Raw genomic sequence first — 26,807 nt, 5'->3', positions numbered from 1 at the left:
TGTCCTCGATGAGCGATCAGGGTGAGCCACGTCACGACCGTCCCGAAGCGACCACGGGTGGTGACGGAGCCGGCCCCCGCGATGCGACCCCGGTCCGATCGGCCGCGTCGGGCTCGTCCGTGTGGCGCTGGGTCTCGTCGCGACCGCGAGGGTTCCTCGTGACGGCGGGCGTCCTCGTGTTCGCCCTACTCGGTGGCGGCGCGGTCGCCGCCGGGGCCGCCACCGCGCCCGACGCCGCGACGGCACGGGCCGCTTCCTCGACCCCCGAACCGGCCGTCACGATCACACCGACCGCGACCCCCACGGCCGACCCCGCACGGTCGGTACCGGGCGTGATCCCGGGGGCCACGCGCCTGCGGACCTGCTCGGTCGCCGGTGCCGCGTCCGACGCCCGTCTGGCCCAGTTCGAGGGCACCGTGGTCAACGCCACCACGGGTGAGGTCCTCTTCGACCGCAACGGCTCGGCCCCGGCGCGCACGGGCAGCGTGCTGAAGACCCTGACGAGCGCGGTCGCCCTGTCGGTCCTCGGGCCCGACGCCCGTCTCACCACCCGGGTGACCGGCGACGCCGGGACGGGTGCCGTGTCCCTGGTCGGCGGCGGCGACGCCACGCTCAGTGCCACGGGCTCGAGCGTGTACGCCGGGGCCCCCACGGTCGCCGACCTCGCGACCCAGGTGAAGGCGTCGCTCGGCGAGCAGCCCCTCACGCAGATCACGCTCGACGCCACCTACTGGAACCCCGCCGACAAGTGGGACCCGTCCTGGAAGCGCACCGAGCAGACCATCGGCTACCACTCCGAGGTCACCGCGCTCATGGTCGACGGCGACCGGGCGAACCCGGCCGCCCAGACGAGTCCGCGCAGCACCGACCCCGTGGCCCGCGCCGGCGACGCCTTCCGCTCCGCGCTCGTCACCGCGGGCGTGGTCGGTGCCGACTCCGCCACCATGACCGAGGGCACCGCCACGAGCGGCACCGTGATCGCCCAGGTGTCGTCCCAGCCGGTCAGCCGCCTGATCTCGCAGCTGCTGCCGACCTCCGACAACACCCTCGCCGAGATGCTCGCGCGCGTCTCGTCGAAGGCGTCCGGTGCCGACGGGTCGGCCGCGTCGCTCACGGCGCTCTACAAGTCCGTGCTCTCGTCGACCTACGGTCTCGACACGTCGTCGCTCACGATCATCGACGGGTCCGGTCTGAGCGAGAACGACGCCGTTCCCTCGACCTTCGTCGCGCGCCTGATGATCCAGGTGCTGAACCGCGAGCACGGCCTCGGCGTCGTCTACGACGCCCTCCCGGTGTCGGGCAAGACGGGCACGCTCGCCTCCCGTTTCACGGGCTCGAACGCCGTGGCCCGAGGCGCCGTGCACGCCAAGACCGGCTGGATCGACACGGCCTACACGCTCGCGGGCACCGTCGACGCGGCGGACGGCACCAAGCTCACCTTCGCCTTCTACGCGATCGGCTCCGTGCAGGACAACGCGCGGGCCGCCCTCGACACCCTGACGACGGCCGTCTACAGCTGCGGCGACAACCTCGCCAACAGCTGAGGCGGGCCGCTGTCGGTGCGGCGCGCGAGAATGGTCGCATGACCAGAGCACTCTTCGTCATCGACGTCCAGAACGACTTCACCGAAGGAGGTGCGCTCGGGGTCACCGGCGGCGCCCACGTCGCGCAGGCGGTCACCGACCACCTCCGCGCCCACCGCGACCGGTACGACCTCGTGGTCGCCAGCCGCGACTGGCACGCGCCCGACGGCGACAACGGCGGCCATTTCAGCGCCGAGCCCGATTTCGTCGACTCGTGGCCGGCTCACTGCGTGCAGGGTTCGACCGGTGCCGACTACCACCCCGAGCTCGACACCGCCCTCGTCGACGTCCACGTGCTCAAGGGCGACGGTCGACCGGCCTATTCGCTGTTCGACGGGCTCGTCGACGACGGGCGCCCGTTCGGTGACGTCCTCGCCGCGACGGGTGTCGACGAGGTCGAGGTCGTCGGTCTGGCAACCGACCACTGCGTCCGGGCCTCGGCCCTCGACGCCGTCATCGCGGGGCTCAGGGTGACCGTGCTGACCGACCTCGTGGCCGGTGTGGCCCCGGCTCCGAGCGAGGCCGCCCTGGCCGAGCTGCGCGCGGCCGGCGTCCGCACCGTCCCGTCGTCCGACGTCGACGGTTCGACCGGGGTCTCGTCGTGACCGGCCCGGTCGTGACGGCCGCCGAGCGTCGTCGTGTGATCGAGGCCGTGCCCACCGGTCTCTTCGTGGGGGGCTCGTGGGGCCCGTCGTCCTCGGGCGACACCATCGACGTCGTCGACCCCGCCACGGGCCAGGTCCTGGTCGCGGTGGCCGACGCGACTCCCGCCGACGGCCTGCGGGCCCTCGACGCCGCGGTCGCCGCGCAGGACGACTGGGCGGCGACGTCTCCCCGTCACCGCAGTGAGGTGCTGCGCCGCGCCTTCGACCTGCTGACGCAGCGGCGCGACGATTTCGCCCTGCTGATGACGCTCGAGATGGGCAAACCGCTGGACGAGTCGCTCGGCGAGGTCACCTACGGCGGAGAGTTCCTCCGCTGGTTCTCGGAAGAGGCCGTGCGCGTCTCGGGTCGCTACGGCACGAACCCCGAGGGCACCGGCCGGACGACGGTGCTTCACCGCCCGGTGGGTCCCTGCCTGCTGATCACCCCCTGGAACTTCCCCCTCGCCATGGCGACCCGCAAGATCGCGCCCGCCCTCGCGGCCGGCTGCGCGGTGGTCGTCAAGCCGGCCGAGCTGACGCCGCTCACCACCCTCGCCTTCGCCGCCCTGCTCGCCGAGGCTGGCGTGCCCGACGGGGTGGTGAACGTCGTGACGACGCTGTCGGCGAACGACGTGTGCGAGCCCCTCATCCGCGACCCGCGCCTCCGGAAACTCAGCTTCACCGGGTCGACGCCGGTCGGCTCGACGCTGCTGACCCAGGCCTCCGAGCAGGTGCTGCGCACCTCGATGGAACTCGGTGGCAACGCCCCCTTCGTGGTCTTCGACGACGCCGACCTCGACGCCGCGGTCGAGGGGGCGATGCAGGCGAAGTTCCGCAACGTGGGCCAGGCCTGCACGGCCGCCAACCGGTTCATCGTGCACGAGTCGGTCGCCGACGAGTTCACCGCCAGGGTGGTCGAGCGCGTGCGCGGACTCCGGGTGGGCCCGGGGACCGACGACGGGGTCTCCGTGGGTCCGTTGATCGACGACCGGGCCGTCGACAAGGCCGACCGGCTCGTCCGCGACGCGGTCGATCGCGGGGCGGTGGTCGAGACCGGCGGCCACCCCGGCGACGGGCCGGGCACCTTCTTCGAACCGACCGTCGTGTCGGGTGTCGCCCCCGGCAGCGAGATCCTGACCACCGAGATCTTCGGCCCGGTCCTGGCGATCTCGACGTTCCGGGACGAGGCCGAGGGCGTCCGCATCGCGAACGACACCGAGTTCGGGCTCGTGGCCTACGCCTTCACCCGCGACCTCGCCCGAGGGCAGCGGCTGGCCGAACGGCTGCAGACCGGCATGCTCGGCCTCAACGTCGGCGTGGTGTCGAACGCCTCGGCGCCGTTCGGCGGCGTCAAGTCCTCGGGCCTCGGCCGTGAAGGTGGTTCCGAGGGCATCCACGAGTACCTCGAGACGGTGTACGTGCTGACCCCCGACCCGTTCGCCGCCGCATGAGCGCCGTCGAGCCGCTGCGTGTCGGCATCGTGGGCTACGGACTCGCGGGCCGGGTGTTCCACGGCGCGCTGCTGGCCGCCGACCCGGCCTGGCGGGTCGACGCCGTCGTCACGCGCGACCCCGACCGTGCCGGGCAGGCCGCCGCGGCGCACCCCGGGGCCGAGGTCGTCGCCGACGTCGACGAGCTCTGGCGCCGTCAACTCGACCTGGTCGTCGTGGCCACCCCCAACGGCACCCACGTCGAGACCGCGACGCGTGCCCTGCGGGCCGGGGCGGCCGTCGTCGTCGACAAGCCGCTCGCGACCTCGGCCGCCGACGCCCGCGGGCTCGTCGAGCTCGCCGAGTCGCTGGGCCGTCCGCTGACCGTCTACCAGAACCGGCGGTGGGACGGCGACTTCCTGACGGCCACGCGCCTCACGGGGTCGGGCGAGCTGGGCGACGTGCACACCGTCGAGTCGCGATTCGAACCGTGGAAGCTCGAGAACCGCGCCGGCTGGAAGCGTCGGGCGACCCCGGCCGACGGCGGGGGCATCCTGTTCGACCTGGGCCCGCACCTCGTCGACCAGGTGATGCGACTCCTGGGGCCGGTCCGGGCGGTCCACGCAGAGATCGCGACGCGCCGCCCGTCCGGGACGGCCGACGACGACGTGTTCCTGTCGCTCGAGCACGAGGGAGGTCGGCGGTCGCGGCTGGCGATGAGCCACGTGGCAGCCCTGCCCGGGCCGAGGTTCCGTGTGCTGGGGTCGGCGGGGGCGTACGAGGTGCACGGCCTCGACCCGCAAGAGGCCCAGCTGGCGTCGGGACTGACGCCGACCGACCCCGCTTACGGTGTCGACGCGGGCGATCGTCGGGGTGTCGTGTCCGCGGGCGGCACCCGCCGTGACGAGACGACCGATCCGGGCCGCTACCCCGCGTTCTACTCGCAGCTGGCCACGGCCCTGGCAGGCGAGGGCGAGCTGCCGGTCGACCCCTGGGACGCCGTCCGGGCACTCGAGGTGATCGAGGCCGCGCGTCGTTCGGCGGACGAGGGACGCGTGATCCGCCTCTGACCCGGCGGCGGTGGTCGAGTGGGCGGCGGCCCTCGGACGACGCTCGCCCCTCGTTCAGAGGCGAGTCGTCCAGTCGACCGTCGCGACGGTCGCGGCGACGTCGACCTCGGCGAGGGTCGGCGGTGACCATCGGGGGCGGCGGTCCTTGTCGATCACCCGGGCGCGGACGCCTTCGACGAGGTCCGGCGAGGCGGCGAGCGAGGTGACGATGCCCAGTTCCTGCCCCAGCACCGCCTCGAGGTCGGGCAGACGGGCCGCCCGCCGCTGCGCCTCCAGGGTCAGCACCACCGACGTGGGCGAGGCCGCCTCGAGGTCGTCGGCCACGGCTCCGGCATCGGCGAGACCCGAATCCGAGAGGTCGCGGAGTCGTCGCACGATCGTCCCCGCGTCGTCGCCCCGATAGGCGTCGTCGATCCACTCGGCGGCCTCGGCGAGATCGGACGGTCCCGCGTCCGCGCCGAGTGCCCGCACGGCGTCGGGGCCTCCGTCGGCCAGTGCCGGCAGGACCCGCGTCAGCTCGGACGACGGGACGAACAGGTCGGCGAAGCCCGTGTGCAGGGCATCGGCAGCCGTCATCGCACGACCGGTGAGGGCGAGATGGGTGCCGAGCTCGCCCGGGGCCCGTGACAACAGGAAACTGCCGCCCGCGTCGGGAGAGAGCCCGATGCGGGTCTCCGGCATGCCCACCGAGCTGCGTTCGGTCACGATGCGGAGCGTGACGTGACCGCCGAGCCCGATGCCCGCACCCATCGCGATGCCGTCGAGGAGCGACACGATCGGCTTCGACCAGCGCGCCAGGCGCAGTGTTCCCCGGTACTCGCGCCGCCACATGTCGACGCTGCGTCGCGGGTCCGTCGTGGCGTTGGCGTGGATCCACGCGATGTCGCCCCCGGCACAGAACCCCCGTGGCCCGGCACCCCGCAGCAGCACCGACGAGACCCCCGGGTCGTCCTGCCACGCGTCGAGCACCTGCTCGACGAGTCCCAGCATCTCGATCGTCACCGCGTTGATCTTCTGCGGGCGGTTGAGGGTGATCACGCCGACCCCACGGTCGACGTGGGTCAGGACGGTGGGGGCGACGTCGCTCATCGGGCCATCGTCGCACGGCGTCGTGGCCGTGCGCCGTCGCCGTCGCCGGCGCACCTCGCTCTCAGACGAGGAGTTGGTGCTTCGCCAGGTCCTTGTAGAGCGGCGTCGTCTGCACCAGTTCGGAGTGCGTGCCCACGCCCACCACGCGGCCGGCCTCGACGACGACGATCTGGTCGGAGTCGACCACGGTCGAGAGCCGGTGGGCGATGACGATGAGCGTGCGGTTCTCGGCGACCGCGTCGATCGCCTCGCGGAGGCGTTGCTCGTTGAGACCGTCGAGACTCGAGGTCGACTCGTCGAGCAGCAGGATCGGCGGCGCGTTGAGCAGCGTGCGGGCGATGGCCAGGCGCTGACGTTCGCCCCCGGAGAGCATCACCCCGTCCTCGCCCACCTGGGCGTCGAGACCCTGGTCGCCGCGTTCGAGCACGGCGGTGAGGTTCACGGCCTCGAGAACCCGACGGCAGTCGTCGTCCGTCGCCTCGGGCGAACCCAGGGTGAGGTTGTCGCGGATCGTCCCGGCGAGCACGGGTGCGTCCTGTTCGACGTAGCCGATGCGGGACCGCAGGTCGCGTCGGTCGAGGGTGCGGACGTCGGCTCCGCCCACACGCACGGCACCCGAGGTCGGGTCGTAGAAGCGCTCGATGAGCGACAGGATGGTGCTCTTGCCCGCTCCTGAGGGGCCGACGAGTGCCGTGCGCTTGCCGACGGGCACCGAGAAGCTGACGCCCCGCAGCACCGTGAGGTCGTCGTCGACGGGTCGCACGCCCGAGTCGTGGCCCGGCTCGCCGGAGACCCGCGGGCCGCCCGTCGCCTTCCCGGAGGCCACGGGCGAGTCGGGGTAGCGGAAGTGCACGTCGTCGAACCGGACGGCGATGCCGTCCTCCGCCGTGAGACCGGCGCCCGCCTCACGGGTCGCGACCTCCGCCGCGAGGCGTTCGTCCCCGTCGGTCTCGCTCGGCAGGTCGAGGATCTCCTGGATGCGCCCGAGCGCCCCCAACGCCTGGTTGACGCTGAGCACGGCACCGAGGGCCTGGCCGAGCGGCATGATCATGAGGAAGAGGAAGAGCACGAACGAGACGAGCGAGGCGATCTCGATGGCACCGCTCGCCACCCGGTACCCACCGACTCCGAGCACGACGAGGAACGACGCTTGCAGCGCGACGGACGAGATCGGCACGACCAGGGCCGAGATGCGCGCCACCTGGAGCCCCCGTTGGTAGGCGCCCTCGGCGTCCCGTTCGACGGCCACGATCTCGCGGTCGGTGGCGCCCGAGGCGCGGATCGTGCGGACCGAGCTGATGGCGCGTTCGACGGCGGCCGTCAGGTCACCCACCTTCTCCTGCGCCTGGCGGCTGGCCACACGGATGCGGCCGGACAGCAGCACGACGACGACGACCGACACGGCGACGACGAGCACGGTCAGTCCGAGCAGCACCGGGTCGATCAGGAACATGCCGACCAAGGCACCGACGAAAGTCAGGCTGCCGCCGATCGCCTCGACGAGTCCTTGGGTGAGTACGGCCCGCAGCAGGGTGGTGTCCGAGCCGACCCGCGACACGAGGTCGCCCGTCCGGCGCGTGTCGAACTGGCTGATCGGCAGCCGGAGCATGCGTCCGACGAGGCGACGACGGCTCGAGAGGACGACGCCCTCGCCGGTGCGCTGCAGCAGATAGTGCTGGAACCCGCTGATCAGCCCGGCCACGACGACCAGCGCGACCAGCGCCCAGACGAGGGGCCCGAGCGTCACGCCCTGCTGCACGGCCGAGATGACCTGCTGCACGAGCAGCGGCTGACCGAGGGACGCCGCGGCACCCAGGACGCTGAGCACGATGATGAAGGCCATGACCTTCTTGTGCTCGAACAGGTAGGGCAGCAACTGACGGAACGTGGCACGGGGGCCCTCGGGCTGCGGGCGGCGACCCCACCGCGACCGGGGCGCGGCCGGTGGGTCGACCCGCGCCTCCTTGCCCTCGGACGTCGTCGTGCGCGCGCGTGTGTCGGAGCTCATGATGCCTCTCGTGCCTGGTGACCGGCGTCGCGGGGTGCGGCGGTCGGTGTCGCGGGCGGTGCCACCGCCGACTACGACCGTACTTCGTCCCGGTGACTTCCACCTGCGTCACGGGACCGGCCCGCGCCTCCGGTCAGGAGGCGCGGGCCGGTCGGCAGGGCACGTCGCGTCCGGTCAGCCGGCCGTGTCGTAGTCGACGTCGCGGGTCTCCCTGCTGAGCACGAGCGCGATCAGGGTGAGGACCGCCATGGACGACAGGTAGAGGCCCACGAGCCAGGTGCTGCCGCCCGCCGCCGTCCAGAGCGCGACGGCGATGAACGGGGCCACGGCGGCTCCCAGGATGCTGGCCACGTTGTAGCTGATCGCCGAGCCGGTGTAGCGCACGCTCGTCGGGAACAGCTCGGGCAGCACGGCCCCCATCGGTCCGAAGGTCAGCCCCATCAGGACAAAGCCGATGATGAGCAGCGCCTGCGCCCCGAGGGCCCCGGCCGCGAACAGCGGGGCGAACGTGAAGCCGAAGACGAGGATGCCCGCCGTCACGCAGATGAGCATGGCGCGGCGCCCGTACTTCTCGGCGAGCGGCCCCGACACCAGGGTGAAGATGCCGAAGAACACCACGCCGAGGATCAGCATCCAGAGGAACTGCGTCCGGGGGATGCCCAGACCCGCCGGGTCGCCCCCGGCGTCGGCCGTGCCGAACGTCAGCGTGAACGTCGTCATCAGGTAGAAGAGCGTGTAGGTCGCGAGCATGATGAACGTGCCCAGCAGCAGGGGGCGCCAGCTCGACCGGAAGACGCGGGCGAGCGGCAGCGTGGCGACGTTGCCCGAGTCGACGACCTTCTGGAACGCCGGCGTCTCGATCAGCTTGAACCGCACGTACAGGCCGATGACGACCAGGACGGCACTCGCCAGGAACGGCAGGCGCCAACCCCAGGCCAGGAACTGCTCCTCGGTGAGGGTCGTGTTCAGCAGCACGAAGAGCAGGTTGGCGATGATGAATCCGATGGGCGCACCCAGCTGGGGGAACGTGCCGTAGATCGCTCGGCGGTTCGCCGGGGCGTTCTCGGTCGCGAGCAGCGCGGCGCCGCTCCATTCACCGCCGAGGCCGAGGCCCTGGCAGAACCGCAGCACGACGAGGCAGGCCGGGCCGGCGACCGCCCAGCCGGGCGTGGTGCCGGCCGGGATGCAGCCGATCAGCACCGTCGCGATGCCCATCGTCAGCAACGAGGCCACCAGGGTGCCCTTGCGGCCGATGCGGTCGCCGAAGTGTCCGAAGACGATCGACCCGACCGGTCGGGCGATGAACGCGACGCCGAAGACCGCGAACGAGGCGAGCCGCGCCACGGCGGGGTCGTCGTTGGCGAAGAAGATCGTCGGGAAGACGAGCACCGCGGCGGTCGCGTAGACGTAGAAGTCGTAGAACTCGATCGAGGTGCCGATGAGGCTCGCGACGATGACGCGCGAGCGCTTGTTGGTGGTGGGGGCGGACGACGTCGACGGATCGACGGTGGGTACGGACACGGGGGCACTCCGAGGCAGGGGTCGAGGTCCCGGCGGACGTCGACGACCGGGCGCGTGATGCGGCGCAACGGGTCGGACGGAGGCGCGGTGCAGGGATCTGCTGATCGCTCGGCCGGGTGAGACGGTGGCCGCTCGTGACGGCCGACGCCCAGCTTACTCCGGCTGTACCCCGGCTGGGGACGCGGTTCCGGCTCACGGAGCGGCCCCCGGCCGCGGGCTCAGTCGTCGGAGCCGAGGTGGCCGGGCAGCTCGTGACCCATGCGGTCGCGCTTGGTGTCGAGGTAGCCCTCGTTGAAGGCGCCGACGCCGACGACGAGCGGCACCAGTTCGGTGACCTCGATGCCGTGCTCGCCGAGCTGACGTCGCTTCTCGGGGTTGTTGCTGAGCAACCGGACGCGGGTGAGGCCCAGGTCGCGCAGCACGTCGGCAGCCGCCCCGTAGTCTCGGGCGTCCGCCGGCAGCCCGAGGGCGAGGTTGGCGTCGAGGGTGTCGAGGCCGTCCTCTTGCAGGCGGTAGGCGCGGAGCTTGTTGACGAGGCCGATGCCCCGTCCCTCGTGGCCGCGCAGGTAGACGACGACTCCGCCGTGGTCCCGGATGGTGTCGAGCGCGGCGTCGAGCTGCGGGCCGCACTCGCACTTGAGCGAGCCGAACGCCTCGCCGGTGAGGCACTCGGAGTGGACGCGCACGAGGGCGCCGTCCGCCGGGCGGAGGCCCGTCGGATCGCTCGCGATGATCGCCACGTGGTCGGCCCCGGTGGCCGTGTCGCGGTAAGCCCTCATGCGGAACGTGCCGTGGCTGGTGGGAACCGTGGTCTCGACCTCGAACGACACCTGGGACGATGCGGCGGGGGTGGTGGTCATGCGTGTCTCCTGGGGGTGTCGCGGGCGACGACCACCAGGTCGTCGCCGAGGGGGTGCGCGTCGGTGACGCGCAGTCGTCGTTGCGCGTCGATGTGGTCCACGCCGAGGTCGTTGAGGGCGGTCCGGGGGCCGCCGAGCAGCGTGGGCGCCAGGTACACGACGTAGTCGTCGACGAGTCCGAGCCGGACGAACGCGCTCGCCACGGTCGGTCCGCCCTCGACGAACACGCTGCGGACCCCGCGGCGTCCGAGGTCGTCGAGCACGGCCTCGAGGTCGTGCGTGCCCGTCTCGACGAGCTCGCGGGGATGCCGGCGCAGGGCGGCGTCGGGGGGCACGGGGCGCGTGCCGACGACGACGGGCAGGGGCTGGTCGGGGAGCAGTTCTCCGCCGTCGCCCCGGGCGGTCAGGCTGGGGTCGTCGGCCAGCACGGTGCCCGTGCCCACCAGGATCGCGTCGTGGGCCGCCCGCTGTTCGTGGACGTGTTGCCGTGCCGCGGTTCCCGTGATCCACCGGCTGCTGCCGTCGGACGCGGCGGTGCGGCCGTCCAGGCTCGAGGCCCACTTGAGCGTCACGAAGGGTCGGCCCGTCCGGGCCGTCACCAACCAGCGGCGAGCCATCTCGGCGGCCTCGTCGGCGAGCACGCCGTCGACCACCTCGACACCGGCCCGCCGCAGACGGTCGGCCCCGCCACTGGAGGACGCGCCGGGATCGGCGACGGCGTGGACGACGCGGGAGACGCCCGCCTCGATCAGGGCGACGCTGCAGGGGCCGGTGCGGCCCACGTGGTCGCAGGGTTCGAGCGTGACGACGGCGGTCAGGCCGCGGGCCTCGCCGGGGGAGAGGTGCGAGAGGGCGTCGACCTCGGCGTGGGGGGTGCCGGCACCCCGGTGCCATCCCTCGGCCGCCGTGCTGCCGTCGGGGCGCAGCAGGACGCAGCCGACCTGGGGGTTGACCCCGCGGGCCGGCCCCCGGCGGGCGAGCGAGACGGCCCGTCTCATGACGTGCTCGAGGAGATCGTGGTCGATCGAGTCGATGCTCACGGGGCCTCCGGAACGGAACGGTCGCGCGCCGGGGCGTACGCGGTGGGGGACGGGCGGACGACGCCGTCGACGGCATCGGTGAGGGAGTCAACACCGTCGGCCACGGGGTATTCCGTCGAGCGGCCGGGACGAGTCCCGGAACGCCCCAGGTCGGGCCAGCCCGGTCGTGCCGCCCGTGCGTCGCCCGGTCGCAGGCGGGCCTTCCAGCAGAGGGGGTGGCCCCCGTCACGGTCGGGGTGGAGCCCCGGACCGACACCCTGGTACGTGAAGCCCATGCGACGGGCGACGGCGGCCGAGGCGTCGTTGCCGACGTAGCCCTCCCAGAAGAGTTCGCGCAGCCCGCCGGCACCGAAGGCCCAGTCGGCCACCAGGCCGAGGGCCTCGGTCATCAGGCCGTGACCCCGCGAGGCCGGGGCCGTCCAGAAGCCGACGTCGGACGACCGGAGCCGCACGCTGATGACGCCCTCGAGCAGGCCGGACCCCGGGCGGCGCAGCCCCCAGGTGAACTCGCGCCCGGTGGCCCACCCGTCGTCCACGATGCGACGCAGGAAGAACTCGGCGTCGGACCGTCCGTACGGGACGGGCACCGTGGTGAACCGCTGCAGCGTCTCGTCGCGGCAGGCGTCGACGATCGCCGGCACGTCGGCCGCGCTCGGCACCACCAACTCGAGGGTCGGTGACGCGAGCACGAACGGCAGCACGATCAGGCCTTGCGGACGAAGCCGATGCGGTCGTACACGGTGTCGATCGTGGCCTGCGCGATCTCGTTCGCCCGGTCGGCGTTGACCGCGAGGATGCGGTCGAGCTCGGCCGGGTCGTCGAGGAGTTCGAGCGCCCGGGTGCGGACGGGCGCGAAGGTCTCGACGACGACCTCGGCCACGTCCTTCTTCAGGTCGCCGTAGCCGCGACCGGCGTAGCGCTCCTCGAGGTCGGCCACGCTGTCGCCCGAGAACGACGACAGGATGGTGAGCAGGTTCGACACCCCCGCCTTGGCCCCGCGGTCGAAGCGGATCTCGCGCTCGGCGTCGGTGACCGCCGACTTGATCTTCTTGGCGGTGCGGCTCGGCTCGTCGAGCATCCACACGACACCCGAGTCGGTCGCCGCGGACTTGCTCATCTTCGACTCGGGCGACTGCAGGTCGTAGATGCGCGCGGACTCTTTCTGGATCGTCGCCTCGGGCACGACGAACGTCTCGCCGAAGCGGGAGTTGAACCGGGTCGCGAGGTCGCGGGTGAGCTCGACGTGCTGACGCTGGTCGTCACCCACCGGAACCGTCTCGGCCTGGTAGAGCAGGATGTCGGCCGCCATCAGCGTCGGGTAGGCGAACAGGCCGAGCGAGGCCGCGTCGGACCCCTGCTTCGCCGCCTTGTCCTTGAACTGCGTCATGCGGCTGGCCTCGCCGAACCCGGTCAGGGTGTTGAGGACCCAGGCCAACTGCGTGTGCGCCGGTACGTGGGACTGGATGAACAGGGTCGACCGGGCCGGGTCGATGCCCGCGGCGATGTACTGCGCGGCGGTACCACGGATCTGGGCACGCAACGCCGCGGGGTCTTGCGGGACGGTGATGGCGTGCAGGTCGACGACGCAGAACAGGGCGTCGTGCGTCGTCTGCAGCGACTTCCACTGTTGCAGGGCGCCGATGTAGTTGCCGACGTGGAGCGAGTCGGCGGACGGCTGCATGCCGGAGAAGAGACGGGGCTTGGTCATGGGGTCCTCGGTCGGGGTGGTGCGAGAAGGGAGGGGAGGGGACGCGGGGTCAGAGCCGGTAGTCGACGACGACCGGAGCGTGGTCCGACCACCGCTGGTCGTAGGCGGCCGCCCGGTCGACCACGTAGTGCTCGACGGTGTCGGCCAACGCCGGGGTGGCCAACTGGTAGTCGATGCGCCAACCGGTGTCGTTGTCGAAGGCCTGACCGCGCCACGACCACCACGAGTAGGGCCCCTCGACCTCGCCCGCGAAGCGTCGACCCACGTCGACCCACCCGAGGCCTTCTCCGCCGGTGCCGTCGACCGTCGCGACCTGCTCGCCCGCCGGCCCGAGGAAGCGGTCGAAGTACGACCGCTCACGGGGGAGGAAGCCGGCGCGCTTGACGTTGCCCTTCCAGTTCTTGATGTCGAGCTCGCGGTGCCCCACGTTGAGGTCGCCCGTGACCACCGAGAGCTCGTTGTGGGCGGCGAGCTCGGGGAGTCGCGCCGACATGGCGTCGAGGAACTTCCACTTCTCGTCCTGCTTGGGGGTGTCGACCTCGCCCGAGTGGACGTAGGTGCTGACCACGGTGACCACGGTGCCGTCGATCTCGTAGTCCGCCTCGAGCCACCGGCCGGCGCTGTCGAAGTCGTCGGGCCCGAGCTCGACGCGGTGGACGTGGGCCTCGCCCCGACTGGCGATGGCGACCCCTGCCCGGCCCTTGGCGGTCGCCGGGTCGTGGACGACGTTCCACTCGGGGCCGAGCAGGCCCTCGAGGTCGTCGGTCGAGGCGCGCACCTCTTGCAGCGTGAGGACGTCGACGTCGCGCGCCGAGAGCCAGTCGCCCATGCCCTTGCGGAAGGCGGCGCGGACGCCGTTGACGTTGACGGTGGCGAGACGGAGGCGCGTGGACATGGGCTCCAGACTAGCGGCGGGCACCGTCACGGGTGCCGTCCGGAGGGCCCGTGGGCGGGGTGTCCGTGCGCGGGACGTCGGAGGCGTCGCCCCGGCGCACGGCACGCAGCGACCGCGAGAGCAGGCCGCGGGCGCCGTCGACGAGACGACCGCCGCGCGAGCGGGCCCGCGCCTCCTGGGCTCGCCGTTCCTCCTCGAGCCGCTGCAGGCGGGCCGCCTCTTGATGCGGGTCGGCGAGGACGCCGAGGTCGTCCATGCCGACGGCGATCCAGCCGGCGCTGAGCAGCAGCACCTGGCAGAGCAGGTTGATCACGATCAGCAGTCCGACGATCGCCGCGAACGAGGCGACCAGGGGGTTCGAGCCCGTGGCCCGCAGCACGACGCCGCCGACCACGGTCAGCGAGACGAACCCGGCCGCGCCGATCATCGCCCCCGAGAGCAGTCGACGGAAAGGAATGTGGAGGCCCGCCAGCACGCGGAACAGCACGGCGAGCACCGCGGTCTCGAAGACGAACACGAGCACGACGCCGACCACGCGAAGGGTCGCCTCGCCGACGATCGACCGGGTCGAGACGCCGACCCCGGACAACAGGCCCGAGACCGCCGTGGTGCTGAGCAGCGAGAGCGTCGCCGAGACGACGACCGCGGCGCCGAAGCAGAGCGCCAGGCCGAGGTCGCGCACGATCAGTCGACCGAGGGGCGTGACGGGTTGGGGCGCCCGGAACACGATCCGGACGCAGTCGCGCATGCTGCCGAGCAACGTGATGGACGACACGAGCAGGCCGAGCAGGGCGACGGCGCCGGTCCAGCCGAAGACCGACGCGTCGAGCAGCAGCTCGGGATCGACGACGCCCGTGCCGTCGACGTCCTGGATCAGTCCGGGCACGGCCGAGCGGATGAACACGATCAGCTCGTCGCGCAGCAGCTGGTCGCCCGAGACGACGAACCCGGCGACCGAGAAGCCCACCCACAGGGCCGCGAACAGCGCGAAGAGCGCCTGATAGGTCAGCCCGGCCGCGAGCAGCGGCCCCTTCGCCGTGACGTGCCGCGCCAGCACGCGGGTCGGGCGCGACCCCACGACGCGCGACCCGGCCCGACGGGCGCGTCCGGACGGGCCGCCCACCGAGGAGGCGCGGGTCGCCTCGGCCGGGTCGGGCGTCGGTTCTCGGGTCCACGGCGCGCGCATTCCTCAAGGGTAGGGGTGGCCGGGCGAGGCGGTCCGGGTCGCCGGGGTCGACGCCGGGATCGGCACTGACCGGACGTCCGGTCAGTGCCGTCTACGATGGACGGACCGTGGGCGTGCCCGGCGTCCTGCCGCACGTCCCCACCATCGAGACTCGAAGAGGTTCACCGTGGCACTACAGGGCGTTGGCGTCGGACGTGGAGTGGCCGTCGGCCCCGTCAAGAAGATGCCCGATCCGCTGCCCGAGCCGGGCACCGAGCCGCGCACGGCCGACGCGGCCCTCGAGTACGACGCGGTGCTCACCGCCCTGTCCGCGGTGGCCGCGGACCTCACGGCTCGGGGCGAGAAGGCCGGCGGCGAGGCGAAGGACGTCCTCGACGCCCAGTCGCTGATGGCCCAGGACCCCACCCTCACCGACGACGTCAAGGCCCGCATCGACGACGGTCGCACCGGCGAACGTGCGGTGCACGAGGCGTTCGCGGCCTTCCAAGACCTCTTGATCGGCATGGGCGGCTACATGGCCGAGCGGGCCACCGACCTCGGCGACGTGGCACAGCGCGTCATCGCCTCGCTGCGCGGCGTCCCCGCCCCGGGCGTGCCCGAGAGCGACATCCCGTTCGTCCTCGTCGCACCCGACCTCGCGCCCGCCGACACCGCCCTGCTCGACCTCGACAAGGTGCTCGCGCTCGTCACGCGCGACGGCGGGCCCACGTCCCACACGGCGATCCTCGCCCGGTCCAAGTCGATCCCCGCGATCGTCGGGGTCACCGGTGCGCTCGACCTGGCCGACGGCACCGTCGTCGTGGCCGACGCCGCGAGCGGCGTCGTCACGGTCGACCCCTCCGCCGACGAGGTCGCCGACGCCGAGAAGCGCATCGCCGACCGTGCGGCCGCGGCCGCCGCCCCCCTGACCGACGGTGCACTGGCCGACGGCCACGCCGTCCCGCTGCTCGCCAACCTCGGCGCGCCGGCCGAGGCCGCAGGGGCGATCGAGCTGGGTGCCGAAGGCGTCGGCCTGTTCCGCACCGAGTTCCTCTTCCTCGGCAACTCCTCCGCGCCCACCGTCGAGAGCCAGACCGCGAGCTACACCGCGTTGCTCGAGGCCTTCCCGGGCAAGAAGGTCGTCGTCCGCGCCCTCGACGCCGGCGCCGACAAGCCGCTCAGCTTCTTGAACGACGCCCACGAAGAGAATCCCGCCCTCGGCCTCCGCGGCCTCCGCGCGCTGCGCGTCAAGGAAGACATCCTGCGCGACCAGCTCAGCGCCCTCGCGGCGGCGCAGGCCGCCACCACCGCCGACCTCTGGGTGATGGCACCCATGGTCAGCGACGCCGAGGAGACCGAGTACTTCGTCGCTCTCGGCCGCGAACTCGGGCTGAAGACCGTCGGCGTCATGGCCGAGGTCCCCTCGCTCGCCGTGCTCGCCGACCAGATCTTCGCCAGCGCCGACTTCGTCAGCGTCGGCACGAACGACCTGACCCAGTACACGATGGCGGCCGACCGCATGCTCGGCTCCGTGGCCGCCTACCAGGACCCCTGGCACCCCGCCGTGCTGCGCCTGGTCAAGTCGCTCGGTGACGCGGGTGCGGCCGCCGGCAAGCCCGTCGGCATCTGCGGCGAGGCCGCGGCCGACCCGCTGCTGGCCGTCGTGCTCGTCGGGCTCGGGGCCACCACGCTCTCGATGACGCCCGCCGCACTGGCCGACGTGCGTCTCGAGCTCTCGCGGTACACGCTCGACCAGGCCCGTGGACTCGCGACCGCCGCCGTCGCGGCGACCACGGCCGCCGGCGCCCGCCAGGCCGCCGAAGCCGCCACCGTCTGACGCCCATGCGGCGTCGGCCCCCGGGGCCGACGCCGCCTGGTCCTAGACCCGGCCTCAGCGCGGGTCGGCCCCGGGGCGGCGTTCGTCGAGGTGGTCGGCGAGTTCGCCCCAGGCGACGACCACGTCGCGGAGTGCGCCGGCCGTGCTCTCGTCGAGCACGGAGACGAGTCCGCGAGGATCGTCGACGAGGACGAGTGCACTCGACCGCGAGAGCACCGCGTACGACGACGACCGGTCGCCGACGGGTGCGTTCGTGCCGCGCAACTCGAGGTGCAGGCGACCAGACGACCGCGTCAGGCGCGCCCGCACCGGGTCGCCGTCCGACGCGAAGAACTCGGCCAGCGCCTCCCGGTCGTCCGACAGGACGTCACGCTCCCACCCGTTCTCGGCGAGTCGTGAATCCGCGCCGGCCACGGACTGCCAGAGGACGACCGACCTCTCGGTCGGGGAGGCTCCGGGGCGCAGGCCGAACCGCGCCTCCAGGTTGTCCGCGACGGCGGCGGCCACCGCCGCCCGGTCGACCGACGGCGGCGGATCGAGCCGGTCCACCACGACCGTGACGACGGCGTCGAGTTCCCGCGGCCAGACCGACACCCGGGTCTCGTCGAGCAGGCGGTCGTGCTCGCCCGAGAGCAGGGTCTTCTCGACGAGTTCGTCGAGGCGGGCGAGGGCCCGGCCGAGCTCGCGGTCGCCAGTGGGTCGGAGGGGCGGTCTCGTCCGGACGGCGGCGGCGAAGGCACGGCGGCGTTCGCGCTGGTCGTCGGGGCGTTCGCCGTTGCGGTACGGGCGTCGCCTCACGAGATCGCTCGCGGGTCGGACCGGCGGGGTCGTCGGTCGAGACGTCGGACGTCGTGCATGGCGTGCCTCTCGAGGTCGGTGGCGATGACGGGGACCAAGCCTAGGCCGCGAGGGCCGTCCCGGGCCGCGCTGGTCCGAGTCCGCCGTGCATCCGGTCGCGGCCGTCCGCCACGGAGCAGAATCGACGGGTGGGCATCCCGATACGACACCCGTTGGTCGACGCGATCACGTCTCGCGCCGTCCGGGTCGACAGCAGGGCCCGCGTCGTCCGACTCAGTCGTCCGCTCGCGGACCTCCTCGGTCGACCCTCGACGAGCCGACGTGTCGTCCTGGTCACCAGCGAACGGTCGCGCCTCACGGTCGGACTCCGGGCCGCGCTGGTCGCCGCCGGGGGAGTCTGGGCGGTCCACGACGACCACGACCGTCTGCGTGACGGCCTCACGGGGGTGCCCTACCTCGACGTCGACGCGGCAGCCGCCGAACCGGATGCCGCGGCCGCCGCGGTGCCCGCCGCCGAGCGGATGCCGGTCATCGCCGACGCCGTCGACACCACCTGCCAGCTCAGCGTCGACCTCACGGTGCTGCACCGGGCGTCCCACGACACGAGCCTGGGAGGCGCGGTCGAGACCCTGGGAGCGGCCGCCTCGGGCTCCGTCCCGACGCGGTGGGGGACGACCGAGCCCCTCGGGCACGTCTGGGACCGCTGGGTCCTCACCCAGCACGCACGCCATCAGGCCCCCGACACCGTGCGGGTCGTCGTCGAGGGGCCGCATCTCTCGGCGACGATCACCGCTCGGGTCACCGATCACGGCATCGAGGAGACGACGGCGCTGACGGTCGACGTGACCGAGGGCTCGCTGGACGAGGCGATCGCGCGACTGACCGACGCCCTCGGCCACATCGCCGAGTCGTCTCTGCCGACCTTCGCCCTGGTCATCGCCCGCGAGGGTGAGTCCGACCGATGCGTCCGGGCGGTCACCTACCCGCCGCCGAACCCGGTCGCCCTGCTGATCGGGGCGCCGTCCGTCCGACGGCTCGGCCTCGAACGTTCCGCCCTCGACGCCGAACGTCCCGTCCTCGTGGTCGGTCGTCCACGCCTGCCCGCCTACGTCGTGCCGCTCGGCGACGCGGTCACCTCGGGCTGGAACGCCTTGCACCGCACGCTCGAGGCCGTCGGCCCCGAGCGGCTCGCCCAGCTCGTCGCCAGCCCCCTGCTGCAGGCCTGGGAGGAAGACCTGCACGAGCTCGACCTGCTGCACGAGAGCTCGACCGAGACCGAGTCCGAGCGTCCGGCCGAGGACGAGGCCTGATGCCCCGCGACATCACCATCCTGAGTCCCCACGTGTACGACCAGCTCGATCTCGCCACCGCGGCCCATGCGGTCGACGGGTCGCTCGGCGTGCGTGAGATCGACGGCGGCGACGCCCTCCAGGTCTTCGCGGTGGGCGGCGTGCCCCTGCTCACCGTCTATCAGGCGGCCGAGCTGGCCGAGGCCGGGGAGCTCGATCGCCTGCTGCCCGATCCGCCCTCGGTGCGCCTCCCGGTGTTCTGGATCGACGCCGTCGCTCCGATGGGCGACGAGGGCGAGACCGGTGTGTCGGTCGCGCTGCGCCTCGCTCTCGGCCTCGAGGCCGCGTGCATCGTCGAGGACGACTGACCGGGCGTCGACGATCGCCCAGGCACCGCCACGACGGGATGGCACGAGAAGAGGGCCCGACCACCTGGTGGTCGGGCCCTCGTGCGTGGTGGTGTCTCGCCGTCAGGCGCGACCGCGCAGCACGGCCTGCTTGACCTCGGCGATGGCCTGGGTCACCTGGATGCCCCGCGGGCAGGCCTCGGTGCAGTTGAACGTGGTGCGGCACCGCCAGACGCCCTCTTTGTCGTTGAGGATGTCGAGGCGGACCTGGGCGCCCTCGTCGCGCGAGTCGAAGATGAAGCGGTGCGCGTTGACGATCGCCGCCGGGCCGAAGTACTGCCCGTCGGTCCAGAACACGGGGCAGCTCGACGTGCATGCGGCGCAGAGGATGCACTTCGTCGTGTCGTCGAAGCGCTCACGCTGGGTGGCGCTCTGCAGGCGCTCCTTCTCGGGCTTCGACGACGCCATCAGGAACGGCTGGATCTCGCGGTACGACTGGAAGAAGGGCTCCATGTCGACGACGAGGTCCTTCTCGAGCGGCAGGCCCTTGATGGCCTCGACGTAGATCGGCTGCGAGATGTCGAGGTCCTTGATCAGGGTCTTGCAGGCCAGCCGGTTGCGACCGTTGATGCGCATCGCGTCCGAGCCACAGACGCCGTGGGCGCACGAGCGGCGGAAGGTCAGCGAGCCGTCCTGCTCCCACTTGATCTGGTGCAGGGCGTCGAGCACGCGGTCCGTCGGCAGCACCTGGACGTCGAAGTCCTGCCAGCGGGGCTCGTCGTCGACCTCGGGGTCGAAACGACGGATGATCAGTGTGGCCGTGAACGTGGGGACGGCGTCGGAGCCCTGGGGCTTGTTCTCGAGGACAGCGGTGCTCATGTCAGTACTTCCGTTCCATCGGCTGGTAATTCGTGATCACGACGGGCTTGGTGTCGAGCCGGATGTGGTCGCCGGCCAACGACGAGTGGGCGTCGCCGGTCAGGTACGCCATCGTGTGGACGAGCCAGTTCTCGTCGTCGCGGGTGGGGTAGTCCTCGCGGAAGTGTCCGCCACGGCTCTCTTGACGCGAGCGTGCCGAGTAGACGACGACCTCGGCCAGGTCGAGCAGGAAGCCCAATTCGATCGCCTCGAGCAGGTCGGTGTTGAAGCGCTTGCCCTTGTCCTGCACCGAGATGTTCTTGAACCGCTCGCGCAGGTCGGCGATCACGTGGGTGACCTCGTCGAGCGTTTCTTCCGTTCGGAACACCTGGGCGTTCCGGTCCATGCTGTCCTGGAGCTCTTTGCGCAACGTCGCGATGCGCTCGGTGCCCGTGGCGTTCCGGACGTCCTCGACGAGACCGCGCACGAAGCCGGCGGGGTCGGCCGGCAGGGGCACGAACGGGGCGTCCTTCACGAACTCGACGGCGTTGTTGCCGGCTCGCTTGCCGAAGACGTTGATGTCGAGCAGGGAGTTGGTGCCGAGGCGGTTCGATCCGTGCACGCTGACGCAGGCGCACTCGCCGGCGGCGTAGAGGCCCGGCACGACCGTCGTGTTGTCGCGCAGCACCTCGGCCTTGACGTTCGTCGGGATGCCGCCCATCGCGTAATGGGCGGTCGGCAGCACGGGCACGGGCTCGGTGTAGGGCTCGACGCCGAGGTAGGTGCGGGCGAACTCGGTGATGTCGGGCAGCTTGGCGTCGATCACGGCCGGGTCGAGGTGCGTGATGTCGAGGTAGACGTAGTCCTTGTGGGGACCTGCGCCGCGGCCCTCGCGGATCTCCGTGGCCATGCAGCGCGCCACGATGTCACGGGGCGCCAGGTCCTTGATGGTGGGCGCGTAGCGCTCCATGAAACGCTCGCCCTCGCTGTTGCGCAGGATCGCGCCCTCACCACGGGCGGCCTCGCTCAGCAGGATGCCGAGCCCGGCGAGGCCGGTCGGGTGGAACTGGAAGAACTCCATGTCCTCGAGCGGCAGGCCCTTGCGCCAGATGATGCCCACGCCGTCGCCCGTGAGGGTGTGTGCGTTCGACGTCGTCTTGTAGATCTTGCCGAAGCCACCGGTGGCGAAGATGACGGCCTTGCCCTGGAACACGTGCAGGTCGCCGGTCGAGAGTTCGTAGGCGATGACACCGGCCGGGCGCTCCTCGCCGTCGATCTCGCCCATGATGAGGTCGAGGACGTAGAACTCGTTGAAGAAGTTGATGCCGTGCTTGACGCAGTTCTGGTAGAGCGTCTGGAGGATCATGTGCCCGGTGCGGTCGGCGGCGTAGCAGGCCCGTCGGACGGGGTTCTTGCCGTGCTCGGCCGTGTGGCCGCCGAAGCGACGCTGATCGATCTTGCCCTCGGGCGTGCGGTTGAACGGCAGACCCATGTTCTCGAGGTCGAGGACGGCGTCGATCGCTTCTTTGGCGAGGATCTCGGCGGCGTCCTGGTCGACGAGGTAGTCGCCGCCCTTGACGGTGTCGAAGGTGTGCCACTCCCAGTTGTCGTCCTCGACGTTGGCGAGGGCCGCAGCCATGCCGCCCTGGGCTGCACCGGTGTGCGAACGGGTCGGGTACAGCTTCGAGATCACCGCGGTGCTGGCGTTCGGGCCGGCTTCGATGGCCGCCCTCATGCCCGCACCCCCGGCCCCGACGATGACGATGTCGTGCTGGTGGTAGTGGACACCGTCGACGACGGTGCTGGTGGGTGCGGGGGAGGGTGTGGTCACGGTTCTTTCCGGTGGGGGACGTGCGGCCGGGGGCCGGAGTGGACGGTGGGCCGGGTGGCTAGCCGGCGGTGCAGAACGACGGCAGCAGGTCGGCCGGGGCGTTCGCGGGGCACGGGTCGAACGTGTAGATCACGAGCGTGCCGAGGACGAGCAGGACGATGGTCGACACGAGCAGCGTGACGAGCAGCACCTTGCGCACCGTGGGCTTCGACACGTAGTCGTTGACGATGGTGCGCATGCCGTTCGTGCCGTGGATCAGCGCGAGCCAGAGGAGGAGGGTGTCGTAGACCTGCCAGAACGGGCTGGCCCACTTGCCGGCCACGAAGGCGAAGTCGATGGCCTTGACGCCGCCCTCGCTCGCGAGCAGGTTGATGAACAGGTGGCCGAACACGAGCACGACGAGCAGCAGGCCGCTGGCGCGCATGTAGATCCAGCCCCACTTCTCGTAGTTGGTGGAGCGTTGGGCCGCGCGGGCGGAGCGCGGGGCTTCGACGGTCTGGGTGGTCATGGCTCTACTCCGAGAAGACGTTCATCAGGTGGCGCGGCGCGAAACCGGCGAACAGGACCACGGCGAGGCCGATGACGATCCAGAACATGACGCGCTGGTACTTGGTGCCCGGGCCCCAGAAGTCGATCAGGATGATCCGCAGGCCGTTCAGGGCATGGAACAGGATCGCCGCCACGAGGCCGGTCTCGCCGAGCCCCATGATCGGGTTCTTGTAGGTGCCGATCACCGCGTTGTAGGCCTCGGGGCTGATCCGGACGAGGGCGGTGTCGAGGATGTGCACCAGCAGGAAGAAGTAGATGCTCACACCGGTGATGCGGTGCAGCACCCACGACCACATGCCCTCACGGCCCCGGTAGAGGGTGCCGGCGATCTTCCCCGGCGCCTTGGGCGCACTGATCTTCGGTGCACCCGGTCTGCCTGCCGGTGATGCGACCGTTCCCGTCGACTGCTCGGCCATGAGCACTTCTCCTCGCGGATGGGGCGGACGACGCTCTCGCTCGGTCGGTACGAGGGACAGCCGTGTCCGCTGGTGGCGTTCTCAGAACCTGTCCAGTCTATGTTCCCGCCGAGCGGGGCCGCCGCCCCGCCCCGCCGAAGTCGTTCGACGTCGAGACAAGACGGACCCGTCGGCCCGCACCTCGATCAGCGGACGGAGGCGCGCTCGGCCCCGTCGCGGACGCTCGCCATCGCGCGTCGGTAGTGCTCGACGAGCTCGTCCCCGAGGGTCTCCCACGTGCGTCCGACGACCACGCGCCTCCCGGCCTCGCCGAAGCGGGCCCGCAGCTCGTCCGAGGCGACCAGGGTGCGGACGCTCCGGCGGAGCGAGTGGTCGTGGCGGGGGTCGAAGAGGAAGCCGTCGACGCCGTGCCGCACCAGGTCGAGAGGTCCGCCCGCGGCCGGGGCCACGACCGGCAGTCCACTGGCGTGGGCCTCCTGCACGGTCTGACCGAAGGTCTCGGTCGAGCCCGTGTGCACGAAGACGTCGAGGGCCGCGTAGGCGTCGGCGAGGTGCTCGCCGTGCAGCGGGCCGGTGAAGACCGGGTCGAGATGCCGCAGGCGGCGGCGCAGGGCGGGCAGCGAGGGACCGCCGCCGACGACCACGAGGCGCGCCTCCCGCAGGGGGCGCAGGGCGGCGAGCCGCTCGACCTGCTTCTCGGGGGCCAGGCGACCCACGTAGCCGACGAGCACGCGGTCGGGTGCGCCCCAGCTCTCGCGCAGGGCACGGACCGCGTCGCCCGACTTGCGGTTCGGGTGGAACAGGGCCGAGTCGACCCCCCGGCCCCAGGTCGCGAGCCGGCCCACGCCGGCCGTCTCGAGGTCGCGAAGGGAGGCGCGCGAGGGGACCAGCGTCGTCGTGGCCTGGTCGTGGATGCGGCGCACGAGCCGCCAGGCGACGGCCGATCCGAGCCCGAGCCCGTTCGTCCCCGCGTACCGGGCGACGTCGGTCTGGAAGACGGCGACCGAGGGAACGCCCAGGCGAGCGGCCGCGGCGATGGCCTGGGCGCCGAGCAGGAACGGCGAGGCGACGTGCACGACGTCGGGTCGGAAGCCGGCGATGGCGGCCGCGACCTGCGGGTTCGGCAGGCCGACCGGGAACTGGCGATAGGCCACCGACGGCACCCGGTGGACCGGGAAGCCGGCGTAGCTCGTGGTCCCGCGCCCGGCCGGGGCGATGACCAGGGCCTCGTGCCCGCGTCGGGCCAGGTGGTCGAGCACGCGCAGCACGCTCGTGGTGACCCCGTTGACGGTGGGCAGGAAGCTCTCGGTCACGATCACGACTCGCATCGGTCCTCCTCGGACTGCTCGTGCTGCGAGCCTCACCGGCGACGGTGGCGGGAGGGGATCGGCTGCATGGAGGAAGGGCGTCGATAAGGTGAACGCATGACGATCCAGGAAAGCCTCGACCGGTTCTACAGCATCATCCCCGCCGGCGGAATCGGGTCACGGCTGTGGCCACTCAGCCGGGCCGACGCCCCCAAGTTCTTGCATGACCTGACGGGTAGCGGCTCGACTCTGCTCCGGGGCACCTGGGACCGCCTGGCCCCCCTGAACGGCGACCAACGGATCATGGTCGTGACGGGGCGGGCGCACCGGGCCGCAGTCGAGTCGCAGCTGCCGGCACTCGCCGACCACAACGTCGTCCTCGAGAGCGAGCCGAAGGACAGCACGGCGGCCATCGGGCTCGCCGCCGCCATCCTGCGCCGTCGTGAGCCCGACGTCATCATCGGCTCGTTCGCCGCCGACCACGTCATCGCCGACACCCGCGGCTTCGGTCGCGCGGTCCACGAGGCCATCGTCGCCGCCGACGAGGGATACATCGCCACGATCGGCATCACCCCCACCGAGCCCGCGATCGGGTTCGGTTACATCCACGTCGGGGCGCCCCTCGACATCGAAGGGGCACCGAGCGCCCGCACGGTCGAGTCCTTCGTCGAGAAGCCCGACCTCGAGACGGCCGAACGCTACGTCTCCGGAGGCGACTACCTCTGGAACGGCGGCATGTTCATCTCGCGCGCCGACCGGCTGCTCGAGCAGCTGGGCGAGACCCGGCCCGACCTGCTCGAAGGCATCGAACAGCTCGCAGCCGCGTGGGACACCCCGAAGCGCGGCGCCGTCGTCGACAAGGTGTGGCCCGGCCTCGAGAAGATCGCCATCGACTACACGGTCGCCGAACCCGCGGCCGCGGCGGGCCGGTTGGCCGTCGTGCCCGGCGACTTCGACTGGGACGACGTCGGCGACTTCGCGTCCATCGCCAAGCTGCACTCCGGCGGCCGCAAGAGCGACCTGGCCATCCTCGGCGAGAACGCCCGCGTGCTGGCCGACAGTTCGAGCGGCATCGTCGTCGGCAACAGCGGACGCCTGATCTCGCTGATCGGCGTCAACGACATCATCGTGGTCGACACCCCCGACGCGCTGCTCGTCACGACGACGGCGAACGCGCAACGCGTCAAGAGCGTCGTGGACGCCCTCAAGCTCAGCGGGCGCAGCGACGTCCTCTGAGCTCCTCCGGGGTCGTGGACGTTTCGTGTTCGTTAAGTCGTGGTCGCGACTGTGTAACGCCTCGGCATCACTACCACCCGACGGTCGGCGGCGCTCGTCACAATAGGTAACCTGTCAGCCATACCCACCCGGCGCGCCTCGTGCCGGGCTGCACCCTGGAGGACAACTTGACTACAACTGCGCGCAAGGCCGTGCTCAGCGGCCTCGCCCTGGCGAGCACCGCCGTCATCCTGGCCGGCTGTGCCTCGGCCCCCGAGAGCGACTCTGGCTCGACCAGCGGCGCCTCGAGCGACTTCGTCCCTTGCATGGTCTCCGACGCCGGCGGCTTCGACGACAAGTCGTTCAACCAGCTCGGCTACGAGGGCCTCACCGAGGCCGCGAAGGCCATCGGGTCGACCCCCAAGACGGTCGAGTCGGCCGACGAGACGGTCTACGACGCGAACCTGTCGAACCTCGCCGACCAGGGCTGCAACCTGATCGTCACGGTCGGCTTCGCTCTCGCCGACGCCACCAAGTCGGCGGCCGAGGCGAACTCGGGCATCAACTACGCCACCATCGACGACGCGTCGATCACGGCCGACAACGTGCAGCCGATCACCTTCAACACCTCCGAGGCCGCCTTCCTGGCCGGCTACGCGGCGGCCAGCTACTCGAAGACCGGCGTCGTCGGCACCTTCGGTGGCATGCAGTTCCCGACCGTCACGATCTTCATGGACGGCTTCGCCGACGGCGTGAAGTACTACAACGAGCAGAAGAGCAAGGACGTCAAGGTCGTCGGCTGGGACGTCGACTCGCAGACCGGCACCTTCACCGGTGGCTTCGAAGCCGGCACCACGGCCAAGCAGAGCGCCCAGACGCTGATCGAGCAGGACGCCGACGTCATCCTGCCGGTCGGCGGCCCGATCTACCAGAGCGCCGCCGAGGCGATCCGCGACTCCGGCAAGGACGTCGTCCTGGTCGGTGCCGACAGCGACACGTACGAGACCGACAGCGCCAACAAGGACCTCTTCCTGACCTCGGTGCTCAAGGGGATCAAGCAGGCCACCGACGCGGTCGTCACCCAGGCCAGCGAGGACAAGTTCTCGAGCACGCCCTACGTGGGCACGCTCGAGAACGACGGTGTCGGCATCGCGCCGTTCCACGACTACGCCGACAAGGTCGACTCCGGTCTGCAGGACGAGCTCGACACGATCAAAGCCGGCATCATCGACGGCTCGATCGAGGTCGAGTCGCCGTCGGCGCTCACCAGCTGACGAAAGCGCCTCCCGTCATCGATTAGCATCGACTGACCCAGGGCCGGGAGCGACGGTCACCCCGTCGCTCCCG

Annotated in this window: 23 protein-coding genes and 1 pseudogene; 9 read left to right on the top strand and 15 right to left on the bottom strand. The window is 71.7% G+C overall.

Annotated elements, in window-relative coordinates:
- Positions 1-8 precede the first annotated feature (8 nt).
- The 4 genes from dacB to SJY14_RS12630 are packed head-to-tail and all read left to right on the top strand — an operon-like array spanning position 9 to position 4,727.
- The gene (gene dacB / locus SJY14_RS12645) at positions 9-1,544 is read left to right on the top strand and encodes a D-alanyl-D-alanine carboxypeptidase/D-alanyl-D-alanine-endopeptidase (protein WP_255364141.1); all 1,536 of its coding nucleotides are present in this window, start codon (positions 9-11) and stop codon (positions 1,542-1,544) included.
- 38 nt (positions 1,545-1,582) lie between these two features.
- Positions 1,583-2,188 (top strand): isochorismatase family protein, encoded by a 606-nt coding sequence (locus SJY14_RS12640; RefSeq protein ID WP_071254450.1) that lies wholly within the window; start codon positions 1,583-1,585, stop codon positions 2,186-2,188.
- The gene (locus SJY14_RS12635; RefSeq protein WP_369825278.1) at positions 2,185-3,678 is read left to right on the top strand and encodes an NAD-dependent succinate-semialdehyde dehydrogenase; all 1,494 of its coding nucleotides are present in this window, start codon (positions 2,185-2,187) and stop codon (positions 3,676-3,678) included. The genes SJY14_RS12640 and SJY14_RS12635 overlap by 4 nt, the downstream gene beginning before the upstream one ends.
- Positions 3,675-4,727: a Gfo/Idh/MocA family oxidoreductase gene (locus SJY14_RS12630; protein WP_071254448.1), complete on the top strand. Its 1,053-nt coding sequence runs from the start codon at positions 3,675-3,677 to the stop codon at positions 4,725-4,727. Before SJY14_RS12635 ends, SJY14_RS12630 begins: the two co-directional genes overlap by 4 nt.
- A 54-nt stretch (positions 4,728-4,781) precedes the next feature.
- Here SJY14_RS12630 and SJY14_RS12625 read toward each other — a convergent pair whose 3' ends face one another.
- The 9 genes and pseudogenes from SJY14_RS12625 to SJY14_RS12585 form a co-directional block, all read right to left on the bottom strand.
- Positions 4,782-5,816, bottom strand: a complete 1,035-nt coding sequence (locus SJY14_RS12625) for an enoyl-CoA hydratase/isomerase family protein (RefSeq protein ID WP_071254445.1) — start codon at positions 5,814-5,816, stop codon at positions 4,782-4,784.
- A 61-nt stretch (positions 5,817-5,877) separates the two neighbouring features.
- Positions 5,878-7,824 carry an ABC transporter ATP-binding protein gene (locus SJY14_RS12620; protein ID WP_071254443.1) on the bottom strand — a complete coding sequence of 649 codons (1,947 nt, stop codon included), beginning with the start codon at positions 7,822-7,824 and terminating at the stop codon, positions 5,878-5,880.
- Between the two features lie 174 nt (positions 7,825-7,998).
- Complete coding sequence (locus SJY14_RS12615; RefSeq protein ID WP_071254441.1) at positions 7,999-9,345, bottom strand: MFS transporter; 1,347 nt, start codon at positions 9,343-9,345, stop codon at positions 7,999-8,001.
- A gap of 218 nt (positions 9,346-9,563) precedes the next feature.
- A pseudogene (gene ribA / locus SJY14_RS12610) lies at positions 9,564-10,184 on the bottom strand (GTP cyclohydrolase II); the annotation flags it as partial.
- 17 nt (positions 10,185-10,201) lie between these two features.
- Positions 10,202-11,203: a bifunctional diaminohydroxyphosphoribosylaminopyrimidine deaminase/5-amino-6-(5-phosphoribosylamino)uracil reductase RibD gene (gene ribD, locus SJY14_RS12605; RefSeq protein ID WP_396600278.1), complete on the bottom strand. Its 1,002-nt coding sequence runs from the start codon at positions 11,201-11,203 to the stop codon at positions 10,202-10,204.
- A gap of 38 nt (positions 11,204-11,241) precedes the next feature.
- Positions 11,242-11,946: a GNAT family N-acetyltransferase gene (locus SJY14_RS12600; RefSeq protein WP_396599050.1), complete on the bottom strand. Its 705-nt coding sequence runs from the start codon at positions 11,944-11,946 to the stop codon at positions 11,242-11,244.
- Positions 11,947-11,948: 2 nt separating this feature from the next.
- Positions 11,949-12,953, bottom strand: coding sequence for a tryptophan--tRNA ligase (gene trpS, locus SJY14_RS12595; RefSeq protein ID WP_083396122.1), 1,005 nt, complete (start codon positions 12,951-12,953; stop codon positions 11,949-11,951).
- Between the two features lie 49 nt (positions 12,954-13,002).
- On the bottom strand, positions 13,003-13,848 hold the full coding sequence (locus SJY14_RS12590; protein ID WP_396599049.1) for an exodeoxyribonuclease III: 846 nt from the start codon (positions 13,846-13,848) through the stop codon (positions 13,003-13,005).
- A 10-nt stretch (positions 13,849-13,858) separates the two neighbouring features.
- Positions 13,859-15,034, bottom strand: coding sequence for a YihY/virulence factor BrkB family protein (locus SJY14_RS12585; RefSeq protein WP_396599048.1), 1,176 nt, complete (start codon positions 15,032-15,034; stop codon positions 13,859-13,861).
- A 166-nt stretch (positions 15,035-15,200) separates the two neighbouring features.
- On the opposite strand from SJY14_RS12585, the gene ptsP reads away from it, so the two are divergent.
- Positions 15,201-16,850 (top strand): phosphoenolpyruvate--protein phosphotransferase, encoded by a 1,650-nt coding sequence (ptsP, locus tag SJY14_RS12580; RefSeq protein ID WP_083396121.1) that lies wholly within the window; start codon positions 15,201-15,203, stop codon positions 16,848-16,850.
- 54 nt (positions 16,851-16,904) lie between these two features.
- Here the strand turns inward: ptsP and SJY14_RS12575 are convergent, their stop codons facing one another.
- The gene (locus SJY14_RS12575; RefSeq protein WP_071254432.1) at positions 16,905-17,648 is read right to left on the bottom strand and encodes a hypothetical protein; all 744 of its coding nucleotides are present in this window, start codon (positions 17,646-17,648) and stop codon (positions 16,905-16,907) included.
- Positions 17,649-17,836: 188 nt separating this feature from the next.
- Here SJY14_RS12575 and SJY14_RS12570 point away from each other — a divergent pair, with 188 nt between their 5' ends.
- On the top strand, positions 17,837-18,958 hold the full coding sequence (locus tag SJY14_RS12570) for a DUF6177 family protein (RefSeq protein WP_396599047.1): 1,122 nt from the start codon (positions 17,837-17,839) through the stop codon (positions 18,956-18,958).
- Positions 18,958-19,305 carry a hypothetical protein gene (locus tag SJY14_RS12565; RefSeq protein ID WP_396599046.1) on the top strand — a complete coding sequence of 116 codons (348 nt, stop codon included), beginning with the start codon at positions 18,958-18,960 and terminating at the stop codon, positions 19,303-19,305. The genes SJY14_RS12570 and SJY14_RS12565 overlap by 1 nt, the downstream gene beginning before the upstream one ends.
- A 102-nt stretch (positions 19,306-19,407) precedes the next feature.
- On the opposite strand, the gene SJY14_RS12560 is transcribed toward SJY14_RS12565, so the two are convergent.
- From SJY14_RS12560 to SJY14_RS12540, 5 genes are all read right to left on the bottom strand, one after another.
- Positions 19,408-20,163: a succinate dehydrogenase iron-sulfur subunit gene (locus tag SJY14_RS12560; protein ID WP_043594421.1), complete on the bottom strand. Its 756-nt coding sequence runs from the start codon at positions 20,161-20,163 to the stop codon at positions 19,408-19,410.
- Position 20,164: 1 nt separating this feature from the next.
- Positions 20,165-21,973 (bottom strand): succinate dehydrogenase flavoprotein subunit, encoded by a 1,809-nt coding sequence (sdhA, locus tag SJY14_RS12555; protein ID WP_054146650.1) that lies wholly within the window; start codon positions 21,971-21,973, stop codon positions 20,165-20,167.
- Positions 21,974-22,031: 58 nt separating this feature from the next.
- Positions 22,032-22,481: a succinate dehydrogenase, hydrophobic membrane anchor protein gene (gene sdhD, locus SJY14_RS12550; protein ID WP_071254426.1), complete on the bottom strand. Its 450-nt coding sequence runs from the start codon at positions 22,479-22,481 to the stop codon at positions 22,032-22,034.
- A 4-nt stretch (positions 22,482-22,485) separates the two neighbouring features.
- The gene (sdhC, locus tag SJY14_RS12545; protein ID WP_082059901.1) at positions 22,486-22,938 is read right to left on the bottom strand and encodes a succinate dehydrogenase, cytochrome b556 subunit; all 453 of its coding nucleotides are present in this window, start codon (positions 22,936-22,938) and stop codon (positions 22,486-22,488) included.
- 185 nt (positions 22,939-23,123) lie between these two features.
- Positions 23,124-24,266: a glycosyltransferase family 4 protein gene (locus tag SJY14_RS12540; protein WP_396599045.1), complete on the bottom strand. Its 1,143-nt coding sequence runs from the start codon at positions 24,264-24,266 to the stop codon at positions 23,124-23,126.
- A 96-nt stretch (positions 24,267-24,362) separates the two neighbouring features.
- Here SJY14_RS12540 and SJY14_RS12535 point away from each other — a divergent pair, with 96 nt between their 5' ends.
- On the top strand, positions 24,363-25,481 hold the full coding sequence (locus tag SJY14_RS12535; protein ID WP_396599044.1) for a mannose-1-phosphate guanylyltransferase: 1,119 nt from the start codon (positions 24,363-24,365) through the stop codon (positions 25,479-25,481).
- Positions 25,482-25,648: 167 nt separating this feature from the next.
- Positions 25,649-26,734, top strand: coding sequence for a BMP family protein (locus tag SJY14_RS12530; protein WP_071254420.1), 1,086 nt, complete (start codon positions 25,649-25,651; stop codon positions 26,732-26,734).
- The last annotated feature ends 73 nt before the right edge of the window (positions 26,735-26,807 follow it).

The sequence above is a fragment of the Frigoribacterium sp. R86507 genome (assembly GCF_044597695.1).
Taxonomy (GTDB): domain Bacteria; phylum Actinomycetota; class Actinomycetes; order Actinomycetales; family Microbacteriaceae; genus Frigoribacterium.
This window is presented reverse-complemented; position numbering and strand designations above follow the sequence as displayed.